Genomic DNA, 18958 nt, shown 5'->3' with positions numbered 1-18958 from the left:
TCGTGACCGGGCTGGCCGGCAAGGATGTCGCCACCGCGGTGACCAAGGCGCAAGACAGCACGTCCGATCTGGTCGGGACAGGCATCGACTATCATTTCGGCGATGCGACCGGCGACCAGGTTCTGGACGCAGCCGGCAAGGCCAGCGGCGATATCTCGAATGCGATCGTGACCGGGCTGGCCGGCAAGGATGTCGCCACCGCGGTGACCAAGGCGCAAGATGGCACGTCCGAGCTGGTCGGGACAGGCATTGACTATCATTTCGGTGATGCGACCAGCGACCAGGTGCTGGATGCAGCCGGCAAGGCCAGTGGCGATGTTTCAAATGCGATCGTAACCGGCCTCGCCGACAAGGACGTGGCCGCGGCCGTCGCGAAAGCCAGAGACAGCACCTCCGATCTGGCCAGGACCGGCATCGATTATCAATTTGGCGATGCGACCAGCGATCAGGTCATCGATGCGGCCGGCAAGACGGCCGGCACCATTTCCGACGCGATCGTGACGGATCTCGCTGGAAGCGGTTCGGCCGAAGCCGTTCGCCGCGGTCGTGAAGGCGTGTCGGAGCTTGTCGGCGAAGCCATCGACAATTTGACGGAGACGGATCGTCCGGCCACTCCCGCAAACGACAATGTCGAGACGGTTCAGGATGGGCCGGATTTTTCGCCTTCGTCGGACGATTCCGACGTGTCGAATTCCGGCAGCCAGCAATTGGCGGGCGACCGCGACGATGCAGACGCAAGCGCACAGAATGATGGTGTCCAGGACAGCGTCGCCACCTCGTCCAATTCTTACAACGATGTTACCGCGAGCGACACCTCGGATGCGAGCACCGTCGCGGCGGCAGATTCACAGAGTTCGAGCGTAGCCTCTCAGGACTCATACGACACGGAGAGCGACGCGCAGCCGGTCGGCGACGACAGCGTCGATCGGGCCGGTTCATCGGATCTCTATGGCGCGGAAACGGACACACGGCGCGACGATGGCGATGTATCCGACAGCGTATCAGCGCAGGACGTCGGCACTGTGCAGTCCGACGCCTGGGGCGCGCCCGATGGCAGCACACGCGCCGATGGTGCCGCCGATGACCCCGGCGAGCCGGGGCAGGACGACAGCTATCGGTCGTCGCAGGACAATGACGACAGCTCCGAGAGCGGCGTGCGTAGCGACGCCGATGCCGCGGGACCAACGCTCGCGACGTTGAATGATTCATACGGCGATGAGATCCCGGCACCGGAGCCGAGTTCAAGCGACACTTCGGATTTCTACGAGGATCCGGATTCCGGCGGCGCGTATCAGGCGCCGGCCGCCGGCTCCGACACGCAGACATCATTCCAGTCGGAGACTTACAATTCGTCCGACGATGCCATGCGCGAAGTCCCGGATGACAATTCCGACTCGTATTCCGAGACGTCGATCCCCGACAGCGTGGTCGAGACCGACTCGACCAGCGACGACAACGCATCCGATGCGGGAGCATTCACGAGCACATATTCGGTGAGCGCAGGGCCTGAAGTCACATCCGATTCGGACACCGGCGGAGGCGGTTACGACGCGGGTAGTTCCGGGGCGGACATTGTCGCGGGATCTTCGGGCGGGGAGAGCGACTAGCTCAGGGGGATGATATGCAGAAGGTCATTGGCTTCTTCTTTCCAAGGCTGACTTCCTCGTCCAGCCAGGGTCAAACCGCACCCGCCGAAATCGTTGCTGGCGATGCTTTGGAGCAGGTCCAGAAATACGTCCAGACAGCTCCGGACCTGCCCAAGTCGCCGAGCATCCCCCCACCAATCCCGGGTTTTGCTCCGCTCCTGACGGCGACCCAGGACGGCAACACCACCGACATTCCGGTTTTTCAGGTCTTTGTGCTCGGGACAAGAGGCGCGGGAAAGACGGTTTTCCTCTCGTCGCTCTACAATCTTCTGTCCGTCCAGGACGCGAGAAACAAATTTCATCTGGAGTGCGATGTCGAGTCCCGCATCCAGCTCATGGACACTTACCAATGCATTGCGAATCCGCATCGTGGCTGGCCGGATGGCACGTCAAAGACGGTGGAATACGTATTCAGTTGCATCCATCGCAAGGCGGGGAGCAAGCCACTCGAGCTGTTCAAGTTTCGCTATTTCGACTTTCCCGGCGGTTACATCACGAGCAGCACCAAGCCGGAGGAGGTCAAATTCATTCTCAATCAGGCGAAGGCTGCGCACTCCGTCCTCGTGCTGCTCGACGGGCTCAAGATCAAGAACCTGCTGGACAACGTGCCCTTTGTTCCCGCCGGCAGGGATGACACGTCGCTTTGGCAGGATCTCGATATGATGAAGGACATCCTTCAGCAGTGTGAGGGCAAGCCGATTCACTTCGCCGTCACGAAGGCCGACCTCCTGTCGAAGTCGAAGCACTCGCTCTCGAAGATCAGAGAGCTTCTGATGAGCCATCGTGGATTTCGGAGCTTCGTCAGTTTCCAGTCTATCGGAGGGGCGGTCCACCTGCTGCCTGTCAGCGCTGTGGGAGCGCATTTCGCATCGATCGATCCCAAAACCAAGCAGATGATCAAGAATCCAAACGCGCACGTGTCTCCCTTCAACGTCGATCTCTCGCTGACGTTCACGATCGTCGATTTTCTCAATCAGGTCGCGACCGATCTTCTGAAGGATCTGTCCGACCACTCCAGTGCAAACGACGTGAAGTCGTGGATTTATACCAAGGCAACGTCGTTTCTCGAATATTCCGGCTTCGCGGCATCTCCGCTGGTGATGCTGGGCGAGCATCTGTTCGGTCTGGCCGCGATAGCAAATCCGATCACCTCGGTCATCGTAAGCGGCGCCTCGCAGCTCGGAGCCGGTGCGGCACTCAGGGCCGGCGGTGCGCGGCTTCAGGCCATCCTGAGCGACCTGCGTGCGGAAATCGAGACGTCGGGGCAGGCGCTCAAGGGAAAGCAGACGATCATTCATGAGATCATTCGCATCCAGATCGCCCGCGCGGAGCAATTCACGAAGGATTATCCGGATTCGGAAATTGTCGCAGACCGAGGCTCCCAATGAGCGTTTGGCCATTCTCGATCGCAGCGAGCAGGGCGCTCGATTATCGATTTGTGCTTTGTCCCGAGCTGGTCGACCAGGGTGATCTGGGTGGACGGCTGCGCAACAGCCTCAAGGTTGAGGACGGCGCGTCGATCAAGCTGAGCGAATTTTCCGGACCGGGTGGCGAGAGATATTCCTGCGCATACCGCGCGCAGCAGATCGTCTTCAACGGAGCGGCGCAGTTCGACTCGGTCGGACGACCGCTCTTGCACATCGTTGGCCTCGTCGCCACGGTCGACCTTGGCGGGCTCCCGGCGGAGGTGCTCGAAAAGAGCGTGGACGCGCTTGATCCTCAGTTTTGCGATGCGCTGTCGGAGTTTCTGCGAGCCAAGGAAAGCTGGACCAGCATACCGTCGAGCGCGATTGCTACTTTCGCCCCCTCCAGTGATTCCTCGCCGCAACCGGCCGGCACCAGGGAGATTGCTCGGCCTCCCAACGTCGTCCGACAGGAGCCGAGGCACGACTATCTGAGTCGCGGGCGGAGAAGGGTTGCAGCAATTTGCCTTGGGGCCATCGGTCTGTCGCTGGCGTCGCTCGCGCTGTCAGCGCTGCTTTATTGGGACAACCGGGATGTCGCGAAGCGGCTGAGGAAGATCGAAGCGGTCTGGGAGAAGCTGGAGGGCAAAGTCTTCCAGGGCGACAGGACAATGTCGAACGAAACGACAGGGCCCAGCCAGCCCGAAGGTCGAAAGGTGGTTGAAAAAGAGCAGCATCAGCCAGCGGGTCCCAACGAGGGCATCCCTGCGGCACCGGAAGAGCCGAATGCGCCGACCGGGAAGCGGGCCCATTCGATCTCGCAGGACGCGGGACGCTTGAGTGACCATTAAAGTTAGAGGGCGGAATGGCGTTACGCTTTGAGCTGACGGATGGGAACGGTGCCAAGGCCGCCGGGTATTACGGCTTCTCTTGGACGACGCTGTTCTTTGGTCCGCTCCCTGCCTTGTTCAGGGGAGACGCTGGCTTCTTCATGGGGCTGTTGACGCTGGAAATCCTGGCGTGCGGCCTTGCCTATTGGTATTTCGGACTGGCCTGGCTGATCGGCGCGAGTGCCCTGGTGGTGGGGTTCGCCTGGGCGCTCGTGTACAACGAGATGCATGTCTTGCAGCTCATGAAGAAGGGCTTCCGCTTGACTGGAGAGCCCGAGGTCGTGACCGCCCTCCAGTCCGTTTTTGACGGCAAGGATATCGGGGGCAAGGAGCAACTGCTCAAGCAGCGTGCGTCGCTCATGATGCTCATCGCCTTTACGGCATTGTTCGGCGCGCTGCGCTGGGTTGGCCCGATCCCGGAGCGACAGCCTCCTGCAAGAGTGGTAACTCCGGAGCCGAGCCAGACTGCCGTCGTGGAGCCTCGCGTGCAACCGCCCCCGCGCCCCGATCCGGCGCCCGAGCCCTCGACGACGACGACGCCGACGCTGGCGCTCGACCCGGTCGACGCCTGCAACCGCGCGATGGCAATTTCCTACGATCAGGATCTGCCCGCTGGCGTCAGCGCCGTGCAGGACGTCTCCAGTCTGAGCACTGACGAACTTGATCGCGCCGTCACCGCTTGCGGGACCTCGCTTCAGCAAAATCCGGGCTCCCGTCGCCTCATGAGCCAGATGGGCCGAGCCTATGCGGCGCGAGCGGTCTACCTCGCCAAGAGCGGAAATATGGCCGCCGCGACCGCGGATATGAACAAGGCCGTCGAGCAGTGGACCAAGGCTGCCGATCGCGGTTCTAGCGCAGCTCAAAATTTCCTGGGAGCGTACTTCAGAGGCACCTTCAACAATAGTTCCGGACGACAGCTCGTTGAGCCCAATTTCCAGAAGGCGCTGTCTTACTGGTTGGCGAGCGCGAATGCAGGAAATCCTCGCGGCGCCCGCAACGCGGGGGCGATGCTGCTGCTCGGATCGGATGCACTGAAGCAGGACGACGTCAAATTTCCTGGGTCCAGCGGTGGCAGCAATCCAGTTCAGCCCGACATCCATCGTGCCCGCCAGTTTCTGGATTTCGCTGCGAGAAAAGATCCAAGCGCGGCGACCTTCTACGGCAAGGCCTTCTTTTATGGCGACCCTCCAGCCCTGGGAAAAGATACCAGCAAGGGCGTGTCGCTTCTGACCCAGGCTTGTGCGGCAGGTGACTCGGACGCGGGTGCCTTTTTCGACAAGGAAATGAATCGGCCTGCCTCCAAGCCATTGTTGCCTGCCAGCAAGCCACCGGGCTGTTAGCGTTCCGTCCGCAATGCAATCTGGGGGATGAGGCTTGGTCCGCTGGCCCGCAGCCAACGAAAAGGCCGCCCAAGGGGGCGGCCATGTTGTCCAGGCGGAAGTTGGCCGGGCTTTAGCGAATCTCGGACGTACCCGCGCTCGTCACCACCACCGGCTTGCCGGCCTTGATCACATGGGTGGACTGGGCGGTCTGGCTGTAATCGGCGTTGGTCCGGGCAGCAATCCCGAAACCGGCCACGGCAATGCCGGCAACCAGCGCCACCACCACGATCTTCAGGTGGGTCGCACGATCAGCAGAGTGAATGGAGTGGTTCATATGAGCCTCCCGACGGGCTTGGCCGCCGTCTATGGGCTCATCTTTTAGGGACCATCTGTTTCCGGATGGTTTCGCGGGTTCCGCAAAATGGTTTCATCTCTACGCTTGCTTGATTGCGCGGGGCTTGCCCGGGCAGCCTCAAGCCGCCCGGCCGATATCGTCCCGGATGCTGCGCGCCGCCCAGATGAACAGCAGGGCCCCCAGCGTGGTCGTCAGCGCCGCCGAGAGCAGGGAATAGCGCACGGCATCAGTGCCGTAAGCACCCTTCAGGGCGTCATTGACCACGCCCACGGCGAGCGGCCCGACGCCCTGGCCGAAGCAGGTCGCGGTCAGCGCGATCAGGGCGGAGGCGAGCGCCCGCATGCTGGGCTTGGCCACCGTCTGCGCGATCGCGAAAATCGGTCCGAGATGGAAGCCGACCAGGAACGAGGTCAGCGCCAGCGTGGCGACCATCATCGCAAAATCCTGCGTCAGCATGCAGAGCGCGAACACGGGGCCGGCAAGCCCTGAGGTGATCGCCGGCGCCCACAGCTTCCAGCGGTCGTCGCGGCGGCTGATTTGCGCCACCACGAAGCCGCCGAGCAGGGTGCCGGCCATGCCGGCGAGCCCCTTGAAGGTGCCGGCATAGGTGCCGATCTCGGCGCTGGAGAGATGGTGCACGCGGGCGAGGAACGGCGGGATCCAGGCTGCGGTCGCATAGTTGGTGTAGGTGGTGAGGCAAAAGCCGACCAGCACGATCACAAAGCTCTGCTGCGAGGCGAGGAAGCGCAGCGTCGGCCCGAGCGGCTCGGGCACGAAGTTCTCCTGCAGCGCGCCGCGCTTCGGCTCGGAGATCGTCAGCCACAGGATCAGCGCGAGCAGGATGCCGGGCAGGCCCGCGACATAGAACGCCATCCGCCAGCCATAGTGCTGGTTGATGGTGCCACCGACGAAATAGCCGAGAAAGACGCCGAGATAGGTGCCGATGGCGTAGATGCCGAGCGCGCGCGGGCGCTCGTTCTTGGCGAAGAGATCGGCGACGATCGACTGCGAGGCGGGCGAGCCCGCGGACTCGCCGATGCCGACACCGATGCGCGCCAGCGCCAGCGATGTGACGCTCGAGGCCGTACCGCACAGCGCCGTCATCGCGCTCCAGAACGCAAAGGCTGCGGCCACGATGTTGCGCCGGTTGAGCCGGTCGGCGACGCGCGCAATGGGAATGCCGAGCAGGGAATAGAACAGCGCGAAGCCGAAGCCCGCGAGCAGGCCCATCATGGTGTCGCTGAGCGAAAACTCCTTCTTGATGGGCTCGATCAGGACGTTGAAGATGGTGCGGTCGAGGAAGTTCAGCGCGTAGATGATGGTGAGCAGGCCTAGCACGTAATAGCGCCGCGGCGAGGGCGGGGCCGCAGCGGTCGTTTGCACCGACACCTGTGATGTCACATCGACCATCGCTTCCCCCAGCTTGTATTTGTTATCGTTGTCGGTCCAGCTCTTATTGAGCTGGTTACGTCAGGCTTCGCGAATGGAGTTCCCCGCTTCGAATTCGACCATGGGAGCGTCCGCCTCGAAGGAGACGCCGACCGGATCGCGACCTGCGTCCATCGCCTCGAGCTGCTCGGTCAGCATGCGCCGGATCATCAGGATGCCGCGGTCGCTCTGGCCAAAGTGCTCCTCGGAGTGAACGGTCACTGCGCCCTGGCCGACCTGCGCCTCGTAATCGCCGGGGAATTGCTGGTGCTCCTGCTCGGTCATGTCCCACCAGAATTTTCCGTTGAATTTCGAGCGCATGCGGCCGATGTCGCCGGAATTCTTGACGCGGCCGGCGACGTAGATGCGGAACGAGGTGTCATCGATCGGCAGCGTCCAGCCGATCGACTCGACACGGGCAAATTGCGCCACGCGCGGATTGGGCACGACGCGCAGCGTCGGGAGGGCGGCTTCGGTGACGCGGTAAAACACACGGCCGTCGTCCTGCTTGCGGATCGAGCGCACGGCAATGCCGCGCGGCGTCTTCTCGAACGTCACCTCCGGCATCGAGGCCATCATGGTGGTGAATTGCGGCCCCGAGAACGAGCCGTGCAGCACCGGCACGTGATAGGGGTCGACCACGTTCTCGAAATGCTGCAGCCAGTTGCAGGGGATGATCGCGGGGCCGCCGCCGCCGATCGAGGAATCGTCAGCCTCGACGAACTCGCCGTCATCCATGTTTTCCAGGCATTCGTAAGCCGGCAGCACCGGGCGCTTCTCGGCCGGACCCATATAGGCGAAGATCAGCCCGTAGCGCTCTTCGACCGGATACCAGGGCTGGCGCACCTTGTCCTTGAACTGCCCGCCGTCGGGCTCGCAGGGTTGTTCGAGGCAGCGACCCTCGGTGTCGAACTTCCAGCCGTGATAGCAGCAGCGGATGCCGTCGTCCTCGACCTTGCCATAGTAAAGCGTGGTGCCGCGGTGGCAGCAGCGTGCGTGCAGCAGGCCGGCGCGGCCGTTGCTGTCGCGGAACAGGATCAGGTCCTCGCCCAACGCGCGGACCTTCTTCGGCGTGTCGGTGGCGTCGCCGGCGAGCCCGACCGGATGCCAGTAGCGGCGCAGCAATTCGCCCATCGGCGTGCCGCGCACGACCGAGGTAAGCTCGGTGCGGGTGTGCGCCGGCTTCATCGCATAGGCGGTGCCGAGATCACGATCCCGCTGGGTGATGGTCATGCTGGTCCTCCCCGTCGTGGGCCGTGCCGGCCGGGCCTTTTCGATGCCTTGCTCACAGTGAAAAATAATTCGATGACAATGTCAACGATCTTCCAAATGCCTTTAAGTCGCATTGCGATGAGGCTGGGGAGGTTGCGCTGCCAGCCCTTGGCACACCCGACCTTTCTTGGCACAGGTGAAGCATGAACCAGACACCGGGCAGGGACGGGTGGGCGACGCCCGACGTGGACGCAAGCGAACCGGCGCCGATCACCGTGATGCTGTCGTCGCGGTTGCTGGTGCTCGCCAACCTGCTCAGGCGCGGTGCCATTCTGCGCTACAAGCGGGTTGCCGGTTTGTCTTCGGTCGAGTTCGGCCTCGTCGCTTCGCTCGGCCGCCGCCCGCCGATGAGCGTGGCCCGGCTCGCTGAAGCCGTCGGCCAGGATAAAGGGCAGATCAGCCGCGCGCTCGCCGAGCTCGTCTCGCGCAAGCTGATCGCGAAATCGGCGAACCCGAAGGACAGCCGCGAGGTGCTGGTCTCGCTCACCCCGGCAGGGCTCACGGCTCATGATGCCATCGTCGAGGGCGCACAAGAGCGCAATCGGCAATTGCTCGCGCAGTTGAGCAAAGACGAGTTCGAGACTCTCCTTGCCCAGATCGATCGCCTCACGGCGACCGCCGAGAAGATGCTCGAAGCCGAGAAGACTGCTCGCTGACTCTGCTTATCCTTCAGCAATCTCCGGACATGTTGGATGACTTCTAAGAACCTCTCTAAGAGAGTTTCTAAGAAGCATTCAATTAGCGAAACCGCGCACCTTCACCTAAGCGTCACCGCAAGCGCATGCCGTTGGGGGAATGGCATGACGCGGGCAAACAGACATTTTGGGGTGCGCGTTGAACAGTCTTCGTATGCTGCGGTCGGCCGTGTTGGCGACTGCATCCACTTGCGTATTGATGCCGCAGGCATCGCTCGCGCAATCGTCTGCGCAAAGTGGTGCGCAGAACCTGCCGCCGGTGAGCGTCACCGCGCCTGAAGTGCGACGCCGTGCGCCTGCCGCCGCAACGCGTACCGCGCCGCGGCGCGTGGTGCAGGCTGTCAACCGGAACAAGCCGGTGCCGCAGCGCAATGCCGGCTTCGTCGAGACGCCGCGTGGACCGGTGAACGGTTATGTCGCCGGTCGCAGCTCGTCCGGCACCAAGACCAACACGCCGATCATGGAGACGCCGCAATCGGTGTCGGTGATCGGCGCCGAGCAGATCCGCGACCAGAAGCCGAACAAGCTCGACGAGGTGCTGCGCTACACCGCTGGCGTGAGGGCAGGGACGTTTGGAGCCGATACGCGCAATGACTGGTGGCTGGTTCGCGGCTTCAAGTCCGACGATGTCGGGCTGTTTCTCGACGGCTTGCAGCTGTTCTACACCTCCTATGCGAGCTGGAAGCTGCAGCCGCCCAACATGGAGCGTGTCGAGGTGCTGCGCGGACCGTCGGCGGTGCTCTATGGCGGATCGAGCCCGAGCGGCATCGTCAACGTCATCAGCAAGCTGCCGCCGGCCGAGCCGATCCGCTATGTCGAGACCGGCGTCAACAATTTCGGCAACGCCTATGTCGGCTTCGATGTCGGTGGTCCCGTCGCGACACAACCGCAAGATGGCAAGCTGTTCTACCGCGTCGTCGGCCAGGTCCAGAACGGCCCGACGCAGGTCAATTTCACACCCGACAACAACTACTTCATCGCGCCGTCCTTCACCTGGAAGCCGGATGCCGACACCACCTTCACGGTGCTGGCCTCGGCCTCGAAGCAGGACACCCGCGGCATCAACTTCCTGCCGTACCAGGGCACGGTGACCAACGCGCCGTTCGGTAAGATACCGACCAGCTTCTTCGTCGGCGACCCCAACGTCGACAAGTTCACGCGCGAGCAGGAGATGCTGGGCTACCAGTTCGAACGCAATCTCACCGACGATCTGACGTTCCGGCAGAACGCGCGGTTCGCGCATGTCGATGTGACCTATCGCGGTTATGTCGGCAACGGCTGGGACAACATCAACACGGCCACGCTCAACCGCTACAATTGGTATGCGAAGAACACGGCGAACCAGGCCGATCTCGACAACCAGCTTGAATATCGCTTCGGCACCGGCCCGGTGAAACACACCATGCTGTTCGGGGTGGACCTGAAGGGCTATCAGATCGACGATTATCAGGCCTTCAACTTCAGTACCGTGCCGTCGATCAACGTGCTCAATCCGGCCTACGGTACGAACGTTCCGATCACCGGCGCGCCGTTCCGCAACTTGCAGATCACGCAGAAGCAGGCCGGTACCTATCTCCAGGACCAGATGAAGCTTGGCAGTTTCACGCTGGTGCTGAGCGGCCGCAATGACTGGGTCGAGACGACACAGGCCGCCCGGGACACCGGCGCGACTGTCGATCAACGCAACGACAGCAAGTTCAGCGGTCGCGCCGGCCTGATTTACAATTTCGACAACGGCATTGCGCCTTACGTCTCTTACGCGACCAGCTACAATCCGATCATCGGCATCAATAGTGCAACGAACCGGTTGTTCCTGCCGGAAACCGGCAAGCAGGCCGAGATCGGCGTAAAGGTGGCGCCGAAGGGGTTCGACGGCTATTTCACCGCCTCGTTGTTCGACCTGAAGCGCCAGAACGTGGCCACCACCGATCCGTCGAATGCGCTGCTCCAGAACCAGACCGGCGAGGTGACTTCCCGCGGCATCGAGCTCGAAGCGGTCGCCAATGCGACCAAAGAGCTGAAGCTGATCGGCGCCTTCACGGCCTATCATCTCTTCACCAGCAAGGACCTCGATCCAACCCTGGTCGGAAAGACGCCGACCAACACGCCCGAATTGCTGGTCTCGGGCTGGGCGGACTACACCTTCAAGGAAGGGCCGCTGGAGGGCTTCGGCTTCGGTGGCGGCGTGCGTTACATCGGCGCGTCCTGGGCGGACACGGCCAACACGCTCGAAGTTCCCGCGGTTGTGCTCGGCGACCTCGCGCTTCACTACGAATGGCAGAACTGGCGCACGGCCCTCAACGTCATCAACCTGACCGACAAGATTTATGTCGCCAGCTGCTCCACGGCCACGTCGTGTTTCTACGGCGATCGGCGCCGTATCACCGCCAGCGTCTCCTACAAATGGTAGGCGCGGGGAGGGCAGCGTGAAGGCGCGCACGGTCAGGCTCTGGTCGCTGGTCCATACCTGGACCAGTCTGATCTCGACCGTCTTCCTGCTGCTGCTCTGCCTGACCGGGCTGCCGCTGATCTTCCATCACGAGATCGATGAGCTCCTGGGCTATGCCCCCCAGCCCGAAGCTCATGCGGGCGCGGCGCGCGCGACGAGCCAAGCCGTCGCCGACGCCGCGCTCGCCGCCGATCCCGGCCACGTCCTGCAATACATCTCATGGGACAAGGACGAGCCCGGGATCGTGACCGCCTTCACCAACAGCGCCGTCGATGGTCTACCTGACAATACGACGGTACGTGCCTTCGATGCGGTCTCGACAAAACTGCTCGGGCCTGTCGGCGTCGGGCCGATGCTGATCATGCTCAAGCTGCACACCGACATGTTCGCGGGGCAGCCGGGCAAATTGTTCCTCGGCGGGATGGGGCTGTTGTTCGCCGTCGCCATCGTCTCCGGCGTCGTGCTGTACTGGCCATTCACCCGCCGCCTGCGCTTTGCCACCATTCGTGACAGCGCCGCGCGCCGCGTCCGCTGGCTCGACTGGCACAATCTGATCGGCGTCGTGACGGTGGCCTGGGCGCTGGTGGTGGGACTGACCGGCGTCGTCAACACCTGGGCCGAGCTGATGCTCAATCAGTGGAAGGCGACCGAGCTCGCCAGCATGGTCGCACCTTATGCCGGCAAGCCGCCGCCGGTGCATCTGGCCTCGCTCGACGACGTCGTCGCGCGCGCCCGGCAGGCCGCGCCCGGGATGGAGGTCGCCTTCATCGCGTTTCCGGGCACGCCCTTCACCTCATCGCACCATTTCGCCGCCTTCATGCGCGGCGATACCGCGCTGACCGCGCGGCTGCTCAAGCCGGTGCTGCTCGACGGCGAGACCGGACAGGTGGCCGATGCCCGCGCGCTGCCGCTCTATCTCCAGGCGCTGCTGATCTCGCAGCCGCTGCATTTCGGCGATTACGGCGGCATGCCGCTCAAGGTGATCTGGGCGGCGCTCGATCTGCTCACCATCGTCGTGATCGGCAGCGGCCTCTATCTCTGGCTGGCGCGGCGGCGCAAGCGCGCGCCGGGCCGGACCAATGCATTCGCCAGACGAGCCCCGGTCCCGTCGTGATGCATGGCTCCCCTGATCGTTCGCGGCTGTGGATACGTGTGTTTGCTGCACCCATCGTGCTCGCGGTTTCGACCCTCACGGGTCTGCTGGCCGCGCTGCTCTGGGAGACGGCCGGTCAATATGTCGCCTGGGTGACGGTGGGGGCGCCGGTGCTGGTCATTGCCTGGGTTTGGGTGCGCCGCCGCAGTGACAAAATCGGGCGATTTTCGCGGGCGAGAGCTGGCAAATAGCGGCCAGGCCCTGTGCGCTGCAATCTCGGGATCGCTGCCCTGCAAACCTGTGACCGCCCTTGCTGGCTTTGGCGATCTGCTCCATACCAGCCGCGGGGTGATTCCGGGATTTCTGCCGGTCTGGGAGCAGCAAAGGGCCTAAAAAGACCGTGTCTTGCGCCCATTGGTGCACTGCGCTAAGGCTCAGAATAATTCCAAATCGGACGAATCCGTGGCTGTCCCGAGGCTGCGGGAAAAAGGGCTCGTCAATGAGCGGCATTCTACAGAACTATCTTCCACTCGTCGTCTTTATAGGGGTAGCAGGGCTGATTGGCCTCGTGCTGCTGATCGCGCCCTTCATCGTGGCGTTCCAGCAGCCGGACCCGGAAAAGCTGTCGGCGTATGAGTGCGGTTTCAACGCCTTCGACGACGCCCGCATGAAGTTCGACGTCCGCTTCTATCTGGTCGCCATCCTCTTCATCATCTTCGACCTCGAGGTGGCGTTCCTGTTTCCCTGGGCGGTGGCGTTCGGCAAGCTTGGCGCGACCGGCTTCTGGTCCATGGTGGTGTTCCTCGCCGTGCTGACGGTCGGGTTCGCCTATGAATGGAAGAAAGGGGCACTGGAATGGGATTGAACCCTGTATCGTCCGCGGGTCCGGTTGTAGCGCCGGCCCCCAAAGGCATCCTGGATCCGTCGACCGGCAAGCCGGTCGGGGCCAATGATCCGTTCTTCCTCGAGGTCAACTCCGAGCTATCCGACAAGGGCTTCTTCACGGCCGCGACCGACGACCTCATCACCTGGGCGCGGACCGGCTCCCTGATGTGGATGACCTTCGGTCTGGCCTGCTGCGCCGTCGAGATGATGCAGGTGTCGATGCCGCGCTACGACGTCGAGCGCTTCGGCTTCGCCCCGCGTGCCTCGCCGCGCCAGTCGGACGTGATGATCGTCGCGGGAACCCTGACCAACAAGATGGCGCCGGCGCTGCGCAAGGTCTACGACCAGATGCCCGAGCCGCGCTATGTCATCTCGATGGGCTCGTGCGCCAATGGCGGCGGCTATTATCACTATTCCTACTCGGTCGTGCGCGGCTGCGACCGCATCGTGCCGATCGACATCTACGTGCCGGGCTGCCCGCCCACGGCGGAAGCGCTGCTCTATGGCGTGCTGCTGCTGCAGAAGAAGATCCGCCGCACCGGCACCATCGAACGCTAAGGTTTTACGTCATGGACGACGCCAAGCTCGACGCCCTGGGGCAGACGATCGTTAGCGCGCTTCCGGGCGCCGCCCTCGGTCATGCCGTGGCTTTCAACCAGCTCACGGTCGACGTCGAAGTCAGCAAGATCGTCGAGGTGGTCAAGTACCTCCGCGACGATCCGAACTGCCGTTTCGTCAACTTCACCGACATCACGGCCGCGGACTATCCGTCGCGCGAAAAGCGCTTCGACGTCATCTATCACCTCCTGTCGCCGACCCTGAACACGCGCATCCGCCTCAAGGCCCGGGCCGACGAGACCACGCAGGTGCCATCGCTGATCGAGGTGTTCCCCGGCGCCGACTGGTTCGAGCGCGAGGCCTACGACCTCTACGGCGTGTTCTTCGTCGGCCATCCCGACATGCGCCGTATCCTCACCGATTACGGTTTCGAGGGCCATCCGCTGCGCAAGGACTTTCCGCTCACCGGCTTCGTCGAGGTTCGCTACGACGACCAGGAGAAGCGGGTGGTCTACGAGCCGGTCCGGCTCAACCAGGAATTCCGCAAGTTCGACTTTTTGTCGCCGTGGGAGGGAGCCGACTATCCGGTTCTGCCGGGCGATGAAAAAGCAGGGCCGAAGGCTTGATCATGAACGAGCAACCCGAACAGCTTCGCAACTTTACGATCAACTTTGGGCCGCAGCATCCGGCGGCGCACGGTGTTCTGCGTCTTGTGCTTGAACTGGATGGTGAGGTGGTCGCCCGCGTCGATCCCCATATTGGCCTGCTTCACCGCGGCACCGAAAAACTGATCGAGCAGAAGACCTATCTCCAGGCGATCCCTTACTTCGACCGTCTCGACTACGTCGCGCCGATGAACCAGGAGCATGCCTTCTGTCTCGCGGCCGAGAAGCTGCTCGGCATCGAGGTGCCGCGCCGTGGCCAGCTGATCCGCGTGCTCTATTGCGAGATCGGCCGCATCCTCTCGCATCTTCTCAACGTCACCACGCAGGCGATGGACGTCGGCGCGCTGACCCCGCCGCTGTGGGGCTTCGAGGAGCGCGAGAAGCTGATGGTGTTCTACGAGCGCGCCTCGGGCAGCCGTATGCACGCGGCCTTCTTCCGCGTCGGCGGCGTCCATCAGGACCTGCCGCAGAAGCTGGTCGACGACATCGAGGCCTGGTGCGATCCGTTCCTGAAGGTGGTGGACGATCTCGACCGCCTGCTCACCGCCAACCGCATCTTCAAGCAGCGCAACGTCGACATCGGCGTGGTGCCGCTCAAGGAAGCCTGGGAGTGGGGCTTTTCGGGCGTGATGGTGCGCGGCTCGGGCGCGGCCTGGGACCTGCGCAAGTCGCAGCCCTACGAGTGCTACGCCGAGATGGATTTCGACATTCCGATCGGCAAGAACGGCGACTGCTACGATCGCTATCTGATCCGCATGGAAGAGATGCGCCAGGCCGTGCGCATCATGAAGCAGTGCATCCAGAAGCTGAACGCGCCTGACGGCAAGGGCCCGGTCGTCGTCGCCGACAACAAGGTCGCACCGCCCCGCCGCGGCGAGATGAAGCGCTCGATGGAAGCGCTGATCCACCACTTCAAGCTCTACACCGAAGGCGTCCACGTTCCGGAAGGCGAGGTCTACGCCGCGGTCGAGGCGCCCAAGGGCGAGTTCGGCGTCTATCTGGTCTCCGACGGCACCAACAAGCCCTACAAATGCAAGATCCGCGCGCCGGGCTTTGCGCATCTTCAGGCCATGGACCACATCTGCCGCGGCCATCTGCTCGCCGACGTATCGGCCATTCTCGGCTCGCTCGACATCGTGTTCGGAGAGGTCGATCGGTGATGGGGCAGCAGGCGCCGATCCAGTTCGACCGCGCCTCGGGGGCCCTTGAAGGGGCCAACCTGTGGGAGCGGACGGCTGCCCTGGCGCTGGTGACGGGCTCGAAGATCTCCTCGCACTTCTCGCATATGGGCTACATCGCCTGCGCCAATTTGCTGCGGAAAACGCTGCCCGAGCGCAACATCGCGATCAAGCTCAACCCCGACGCCGTGTTCGAATTCCCCTACGGTGACGGCTACTGGAGTAAGCTGCTCAACCGCTCGTACAACTATGAAGACGAGCTCGAGCTGTTGTTCGCCGATAGCATCGACGTCGACTACATGCTGCTCGATTGCGGCGCCAATTACGGCTACTGGTCGGTGCTGGTCTCGAGCAAGCCATTCGGGTCGCACAAGGCGATCGCGATCGAGCCGTCGGGCCAGAACTATCCCAAGCTTGCCAATAACGCCCGCATCAACGGTGGCCGCTTCGAGACCATGAAGTGCGCGATCGGCGCGGCGCGCGGCACCGCGCGGCTGTCGGGCACCAAGCACGAAGCCTTCAGCATCGCCGGCGGCCCGTCAGCGGGCGGCGAGGAGGTGCCGGTTCTGGCACTCGACGATCTGATCGACGACGGCAAGGTTTCGGCCAGCGGCAAGTACCTGATCAAGCTCGACGTCGAGGGCGTCGAGATCGAGGCGATCAAGGGCGGCGCCCGGCTGCTCCAGGCCGACAGCGTCATCATGTGCGAGGAGCACGGCAGCGACCGCTCCCATGCGGTGTCGCGCTACATCCTCGAACAGACGCCGATGAAGCTGATCGTGCTCGACCCCCGCACCAACCGGCTGGAGACCGTGACCGAGCTGTCGATCCTCGACCGCATCAAGGTCTCGACCCATGTCGGCTACAACGTTTTCGGCACCGCAAGCGCGTTTTGGCAGGACAGGATCGATGCCCTGAACGCCAAAAACGCGCGCCGTATGCAGTGAGAGATAAGATATGTCCGTTCGCCGATTAGCACCGAAGGAAGTCCAGCCCGCGAGCTTCGCGTTCACGGAGGAGAACCTCGCCTTCGCCAAGCAGCAGATCGCGAAATATCCGGCTGGCCGGCAGGCTTCCGCGGTCATCGCCATCCTCTGGCGCGCGCAGGAACAGAATAACGGCTGGGTGTCGGAAGCCGCCATCCGCGTCATCGCCGACATGCTCGACATGCCCTATATCCGCGTGCTCGAAGTCGCGACCTTCTACACGATGTTCCAGCTCTCGCCGGTCGGCAAGAAGGCCCATGTCCAGGTCTGCGGCACCACGCCGTGCCGCCTGCGCGGCGCCGAGGATCTGATCCACGTCTGCGAGAGCCGCATCCATCACGATCCCTTCCATCTGTCCAAGGACGGCGATTTCAGCTGGGAAGAGGTCGAGTGCCTGGGTGCCTGCGTGAACGCGCCGATGGTGATGATCGGCAAGGACACCTATGAGGACCTGACCAAGGAAAGCTTCGGCAAGGTGCTCGACGGCTTCGCCTCCGGCAATCCGCCGAAACCCGGTCCGCAGAACGGCCGCCAGTTCTCGGCGCCGATGGGCGGACCGACCACGCTGAAGGAGACCTCCTGATGCGTGATCTCTCGTCACCGGCAGTTGAGGGGAGCGGCATCGTGCAGAAGTGGGGCTTCATCGCGATGCACGCCGCGGGCGCGGCCGTTTTCATGTACCTGCTGCAGCGTTTCACCATGAACGCGTCGCAGGAAACCAGTCTGCTCTGGGCGCTGACCTTCGCCGTCTGCGCCGCCGGACTTGCCTACAAGCAGTCCAATCGTTGATCGGAAAGCACTGATATGCTCGAGGACAAGGACCGCATCTTCAAGAACCTCTACGGCCTCCATGATTGGGGGCTCGAGGGCGCGCGGCGCCGCGGCGCCTGGGATGGTACCAAGAACATCATCGACAAGGGCCGCGACTGGATCATCAACGAGATGAAGGCGTCTGGCCTGCGCGGCCGTGGCGGCGCCGGCTTCCCGACCGGTCTCAAGTGGTCCTTCATGCCGAAGGAGTCCACCGACGGCCGTCCGAGCTACCTCGTCGTCAACGCCGACGAGTCCGAGCCCGGCACCTGCAAGGATCGCGAGATCATGCGGCACGATCCGCATCTGCTGATCGAAGGCTGCCTGATCGCGAGCTGCGCGATGAACGCGCACACCTGCTACATCTATGTCCGCGGCGAGTTCATCAGGGAGCGCGAGCACCTCCAGGCCGCGATCGACCAGGCCTATGATGCCAAGCTGGTCGGCAAGGACAACGTCAATGGCTGGCCGTTCGACATCTATGTCGCGCACGGCGCCGGCGCCTACATCTGCGGCGAAGAGACCGCGCTGCTCGAAAGCCTCGAGGGCAAGAAGGGCCAGCCGCGCCTGAAGCCGCCGTTCCCGGCCAATGTCGGCCTGTTTGGCTGCCCGACCACCGTCAACAACGTCGAGTCGATCGCGGTTGCGCCGGACATTCTGCGTCGTGGTGCGGCCTGGTTCGCGGGCATCGGCCGTCCGAACAATGTCGGCACAAAACTGTTCTGCGTCTCCGGCCATGTCGAGCGGCCCTGCAACGTCGAAGAGGCCATGGGCATTCCGTTCCGTGAGCTGATCGACAAGCATTGCGGCGGCATCCGCGGCGGCTGGGACAATCTCAAGGCCGTGATCCCCGGCGGTTCGTCCGTGCGCATGGTGCCGGCCGAGCAGATCATCGACACGCCAATGGATTTCGACAGCCTGAGCAAGCTGCGCTCGGGCCTCGGCACCGCGGCCGTGATCGTGATGGACAAGTCGACCGATTTGATCCGCGCCATCGCCCGCATCTCCTATTTCTACAAGCATGAGAGCTGCGGCCAGTGCACGCCGTGCCGCGAGGGCACCGGGTGGATGTGGCGCGTGCTCACCCGCATGGCCGAGGGCCGCGCCCACAAGCGCGAGATCGACATGCTGCTGGAAGTGACAAAACAGGTCGAAGGCCACACCATCTGCGCGCTCGGCGACGCAGCTGCCTGGCCGATCCAGGGCCTGATCGCGCATTTCCGTCACGAGATCGAAGCGCGCATCGACCAGTATTCGCACAAGGCCGACATCGACGATGCCGGCGTCCGCGATCCCGTGAACATGGTCGCGGCGGAGTAAGAG

Annotated in this window: 19 protein-coding genes; 16 read left to right on the top strand and 3 right to left on the bottom strand. The window is 63.2% G+C overall.

What is annotated here, in order from left to right:
- The first annotated feature begins 167 nt into the window (after positions 1 to 167).
- From HYH08_RS05495 to HYH08_RS05480, 4 genes are read left to right on the top strand one after another with little or no spacing between them, the layout of a single operon-like run.
- On the top strand, positions 168 to 1607 hold the full coding sequence (locus tag HYH08_RS05495) for a hypothetical protein (RefSeq protein ID WP_220008725.1): 1440 nt from the start codon (positions 168 to 170) through the stop codon (positions 1605 to 1607).
- A gap of 14 nt (positions 1608 to 1621) precedes the next feature.
- Positions 1622 to 3034 (top strand): hypothetical protein, encoded by a 1413-nt coding sequence (locus tag HYH08_RS05490; RefSeq protein WP_220008724.1) that lies wholly within the window; start codon positions 1622 to 1624, stop codon positions 3032 to 3034.
- Positions 3031 to 3900: a hypothetical protein gene (locus tag HYH08_RS05485; RefSeq protein ID WP_220008723.1), complete on the top strand. Its 870-nt coding sequence runs from the start codon at positions 3031 to 3033 to the stop codon at positions 3898 to 3900. Before HYH08_RS05490 ends, HYH08_RS05485 begins: the two co-directional genes overlap by 4 nt.
- A gap of 14 nt (positions 3901 to 3914) precedes the next feature.
- On the top strand, positions 3915 to 5279 hold the full coding sequence (locus tag HYH08_RS05480) for a tetratricopeptide repeat protein (RefSeq protein WP_220008722.1): 1365 nt from the start codon (positions 3915 to 3917) through the stop codon (positions 5277 to 5279).
- A gap of 112 nt (positions 5280 to 5391) precedes the next feature.
- On the opposite strand, the gene HYH08_RS05475 is transcribed toward HYH08_RS05480, so the two are convergent.
- From HYH08_RS05475 to HYH08_RS05465, 3 genes are all read right to left on the bottom strand, one after another.
- Positions 5392 to 5595: a hypothetical protein gene (locus HYH08_RS05475; protein WP_015685754.1), complete on the bottom strand. Its 204-nt coding sequence runs from the start codon at positions 5593 to 5595 to the stop codon at positions 5392 to 5394.
- Positions 5596 to 5733: 138 nt separating this feature from the next.
- Positions 5734 to 7026, bottom strand: a complete 1293-nt coding sequence (locus tag HYH08_RS05470) for a spinster family MFS transporter (protein ID WP_220008721.1) — start codon at positions 7024 to 7026, stop codon at positions 5734 to 5736.
- Positions 7027 to 7086: 60 nt separating this feature from the next.
- Complete coding sequence (locus tag HYH08_RS05465; protein ID WP_220008720.1) at positions 7087 to 8277, bottom strand: aromatic ring-hydroxylating dioxygenase subunit alpha; 1191 nt, start codon at positions 8275 to 8277, stop codon at positions 7087 to 7089.
- Between the two features lie 182 nt (positions 8278 to 8459).
- Here HYH08_RS05465 and HYH08_RS05460 point away from each other — a divergent pair, with 182 nt between their 5' ends.
- From HYH08_RS05460 to nuoF, 12 genes are all read left to right on the top strand, one after another.
- Positions 8460 to 8972, top strand: coding sequence for a MarR family winged helix-turn-helix transcriptional regulator (locus tag HYH08_RS05460; protein WP_220008719.1), 513 nt, complete (start codon positions 8460 to 8462; stop codon positions 8970 to 8972).
- 193 nt (positions 8973 to 9165) lie between these two features.
- A complete protein-coding gene (locus HYH08_RS05455; protein WP_220008944.1) occupies positions 9166 to 11421 on the top strand; it encodes a TonB-dependent siderophore receptor in 2256 nt (751 codons plus the stop codon).
- Positions 11422 to 11437: 16 nt separating this feature from the next.
- Positions 11438 to 12574 carry a PepSY-associated TM helix domain-containing protein gene (locus HYH08_RS05450; RefSeq protein WP_220008718.1) on the top strand — a complete coding sequence of 379 codons (1137 nt, stop codon included), beginning with the start codon at positions 11438 to 11440 and terminating at the stop codon, positions 12572 to 12574.
- A gap of 38 nt (positions 12575 to 12612) precedes the next feature.
- Positions 12613 to 12804, top strand: a complete 192-nt coding sequence (locus HYH08_RS05445; protein ID WP_220008717.1) for a hypothetical protein — start codon at positions 12613 to 12615, stop codon at positions 12802 to 12804.
- 248 nt (positions 12805 to 13052) lie between these two features.
- Positions 13053 to 13418: an NADH-quinone oxidoreductase subunit A gene (locus tag HYH08_RS05440; RefSeq protein WP_008136158.1), complete on the top strand. Its 366-nt coding sequence runs from the start codon at positions 13053 to 13055 to the stop codon at positions 13416 to 13418.
- Entirely contained in the window at positions 13409 to 13996 is a 588-nt protein-coding gene (locus HYH08_RS05435) for a NuoB/complex I 20 kDa subunit family protein (protein ID WP_220008716.1), read from the top strand. The genes HYH08_RS05440 and HYH08_RS05435 overlap by 10 nt, the downstream gene beginning before the upstream one ends.
- 11 nt (positions 13997 to 14007) lie before the next feature.
- Positions 14008 to 14622: an NADH-quinone oxidoreductase subunit C gene (locus HYH08_RS05430; RefSeq protein WP_220008715.1), complete on the top strand. Its 615-nt coding sequence runs from the start codon at positions 14008 to 14010 to the stop codon at positions 14620 to 14622.
- Positions 14623 to 14624: 2 nt separating this feature from the next.
- Complete coding sequence (locus tag HYH08_RS05425) at positions 14625 to 15821, top strand: NADH-quinone oxidoreductase subunit D (protein ID WP_220008714.1); 1197 nt, start codon at positions 14625 to 14627, stop codon at positions 15819 to 15821.
- Positions 15821 to 16786 carry an FkbM family methyltransferase gene (locus tag HYH08_RS05420; RefSeq protein ID WP_220008943.1) on the top strand — a complete coding sequence of 322 codons (966 nt, stop codon included), beginning with the start codon at positions 15821 to 15823 and terminating at the stop codon, positions 16784 to 16786. Before HYH08_RS05425 ends, HYH08_RS05420 begins: the two co-directional genes overlap by 1 nt.
- 10 nt (positions 16787 to 16796) lie before the next feature.
- Entirely contained in the window at positions 16797 to 17408 is a 612-nt protein-coding gene (gene nuoE / locus HYH08_RS05415; RefSeq protein WP_220008713.1) for an NADH-quinone oxidoreductase subunit NuoE, read from the top strand.
- Positions 17408 to 17614, top strand: a complete 207-nt coding sequence (locus tag HYH08_RS05410) for a hypothetical protein (protein ID WP_220008712.1) — start codon at positions 17408 to 17410, stop codon at positions 17612 to 17614. The genes nuoE and HYH08_RS05410 overlap by 1 nt, the downstream gene beginning before the upstream one ends.
- 15 nt (positions 17615 to 17629) lie before the next feature.
- Positions 17630 to 18955 carry an NADH-quinone oxidoreductase subunit NuoF gene (gene nuoF, locus HYH08_RS05405; RefSeq protein WP_220008711.1) on the top strand — a complete coding sequence of 442 codons (1326 nt, stop codon included), beginning with the start codon at positions 17630 to 17632 and terminating at the stop codon, positions 18953 to 18955.
- Positions 18956 to 18958: the final 3 nt, after the last annotated feature.

Origin of the sequence: Bradyrhizobium sp. BR 10289 (assembly GCF_019455385.1) — a bacterium.
In the GTDB taxonomy this organism is placed as follows: domain Bacteria; phylum Pseudomonadota; class Alphaproteobacteria; order Rhizobiales; family Xanthobacteraceae; genus Bradyrhizobium.
The sequence above is the reverse complement of the archived record's forward strand: the minus strand, read 5'-3'. Positions and strand labels throughout refer to the sequence as shown.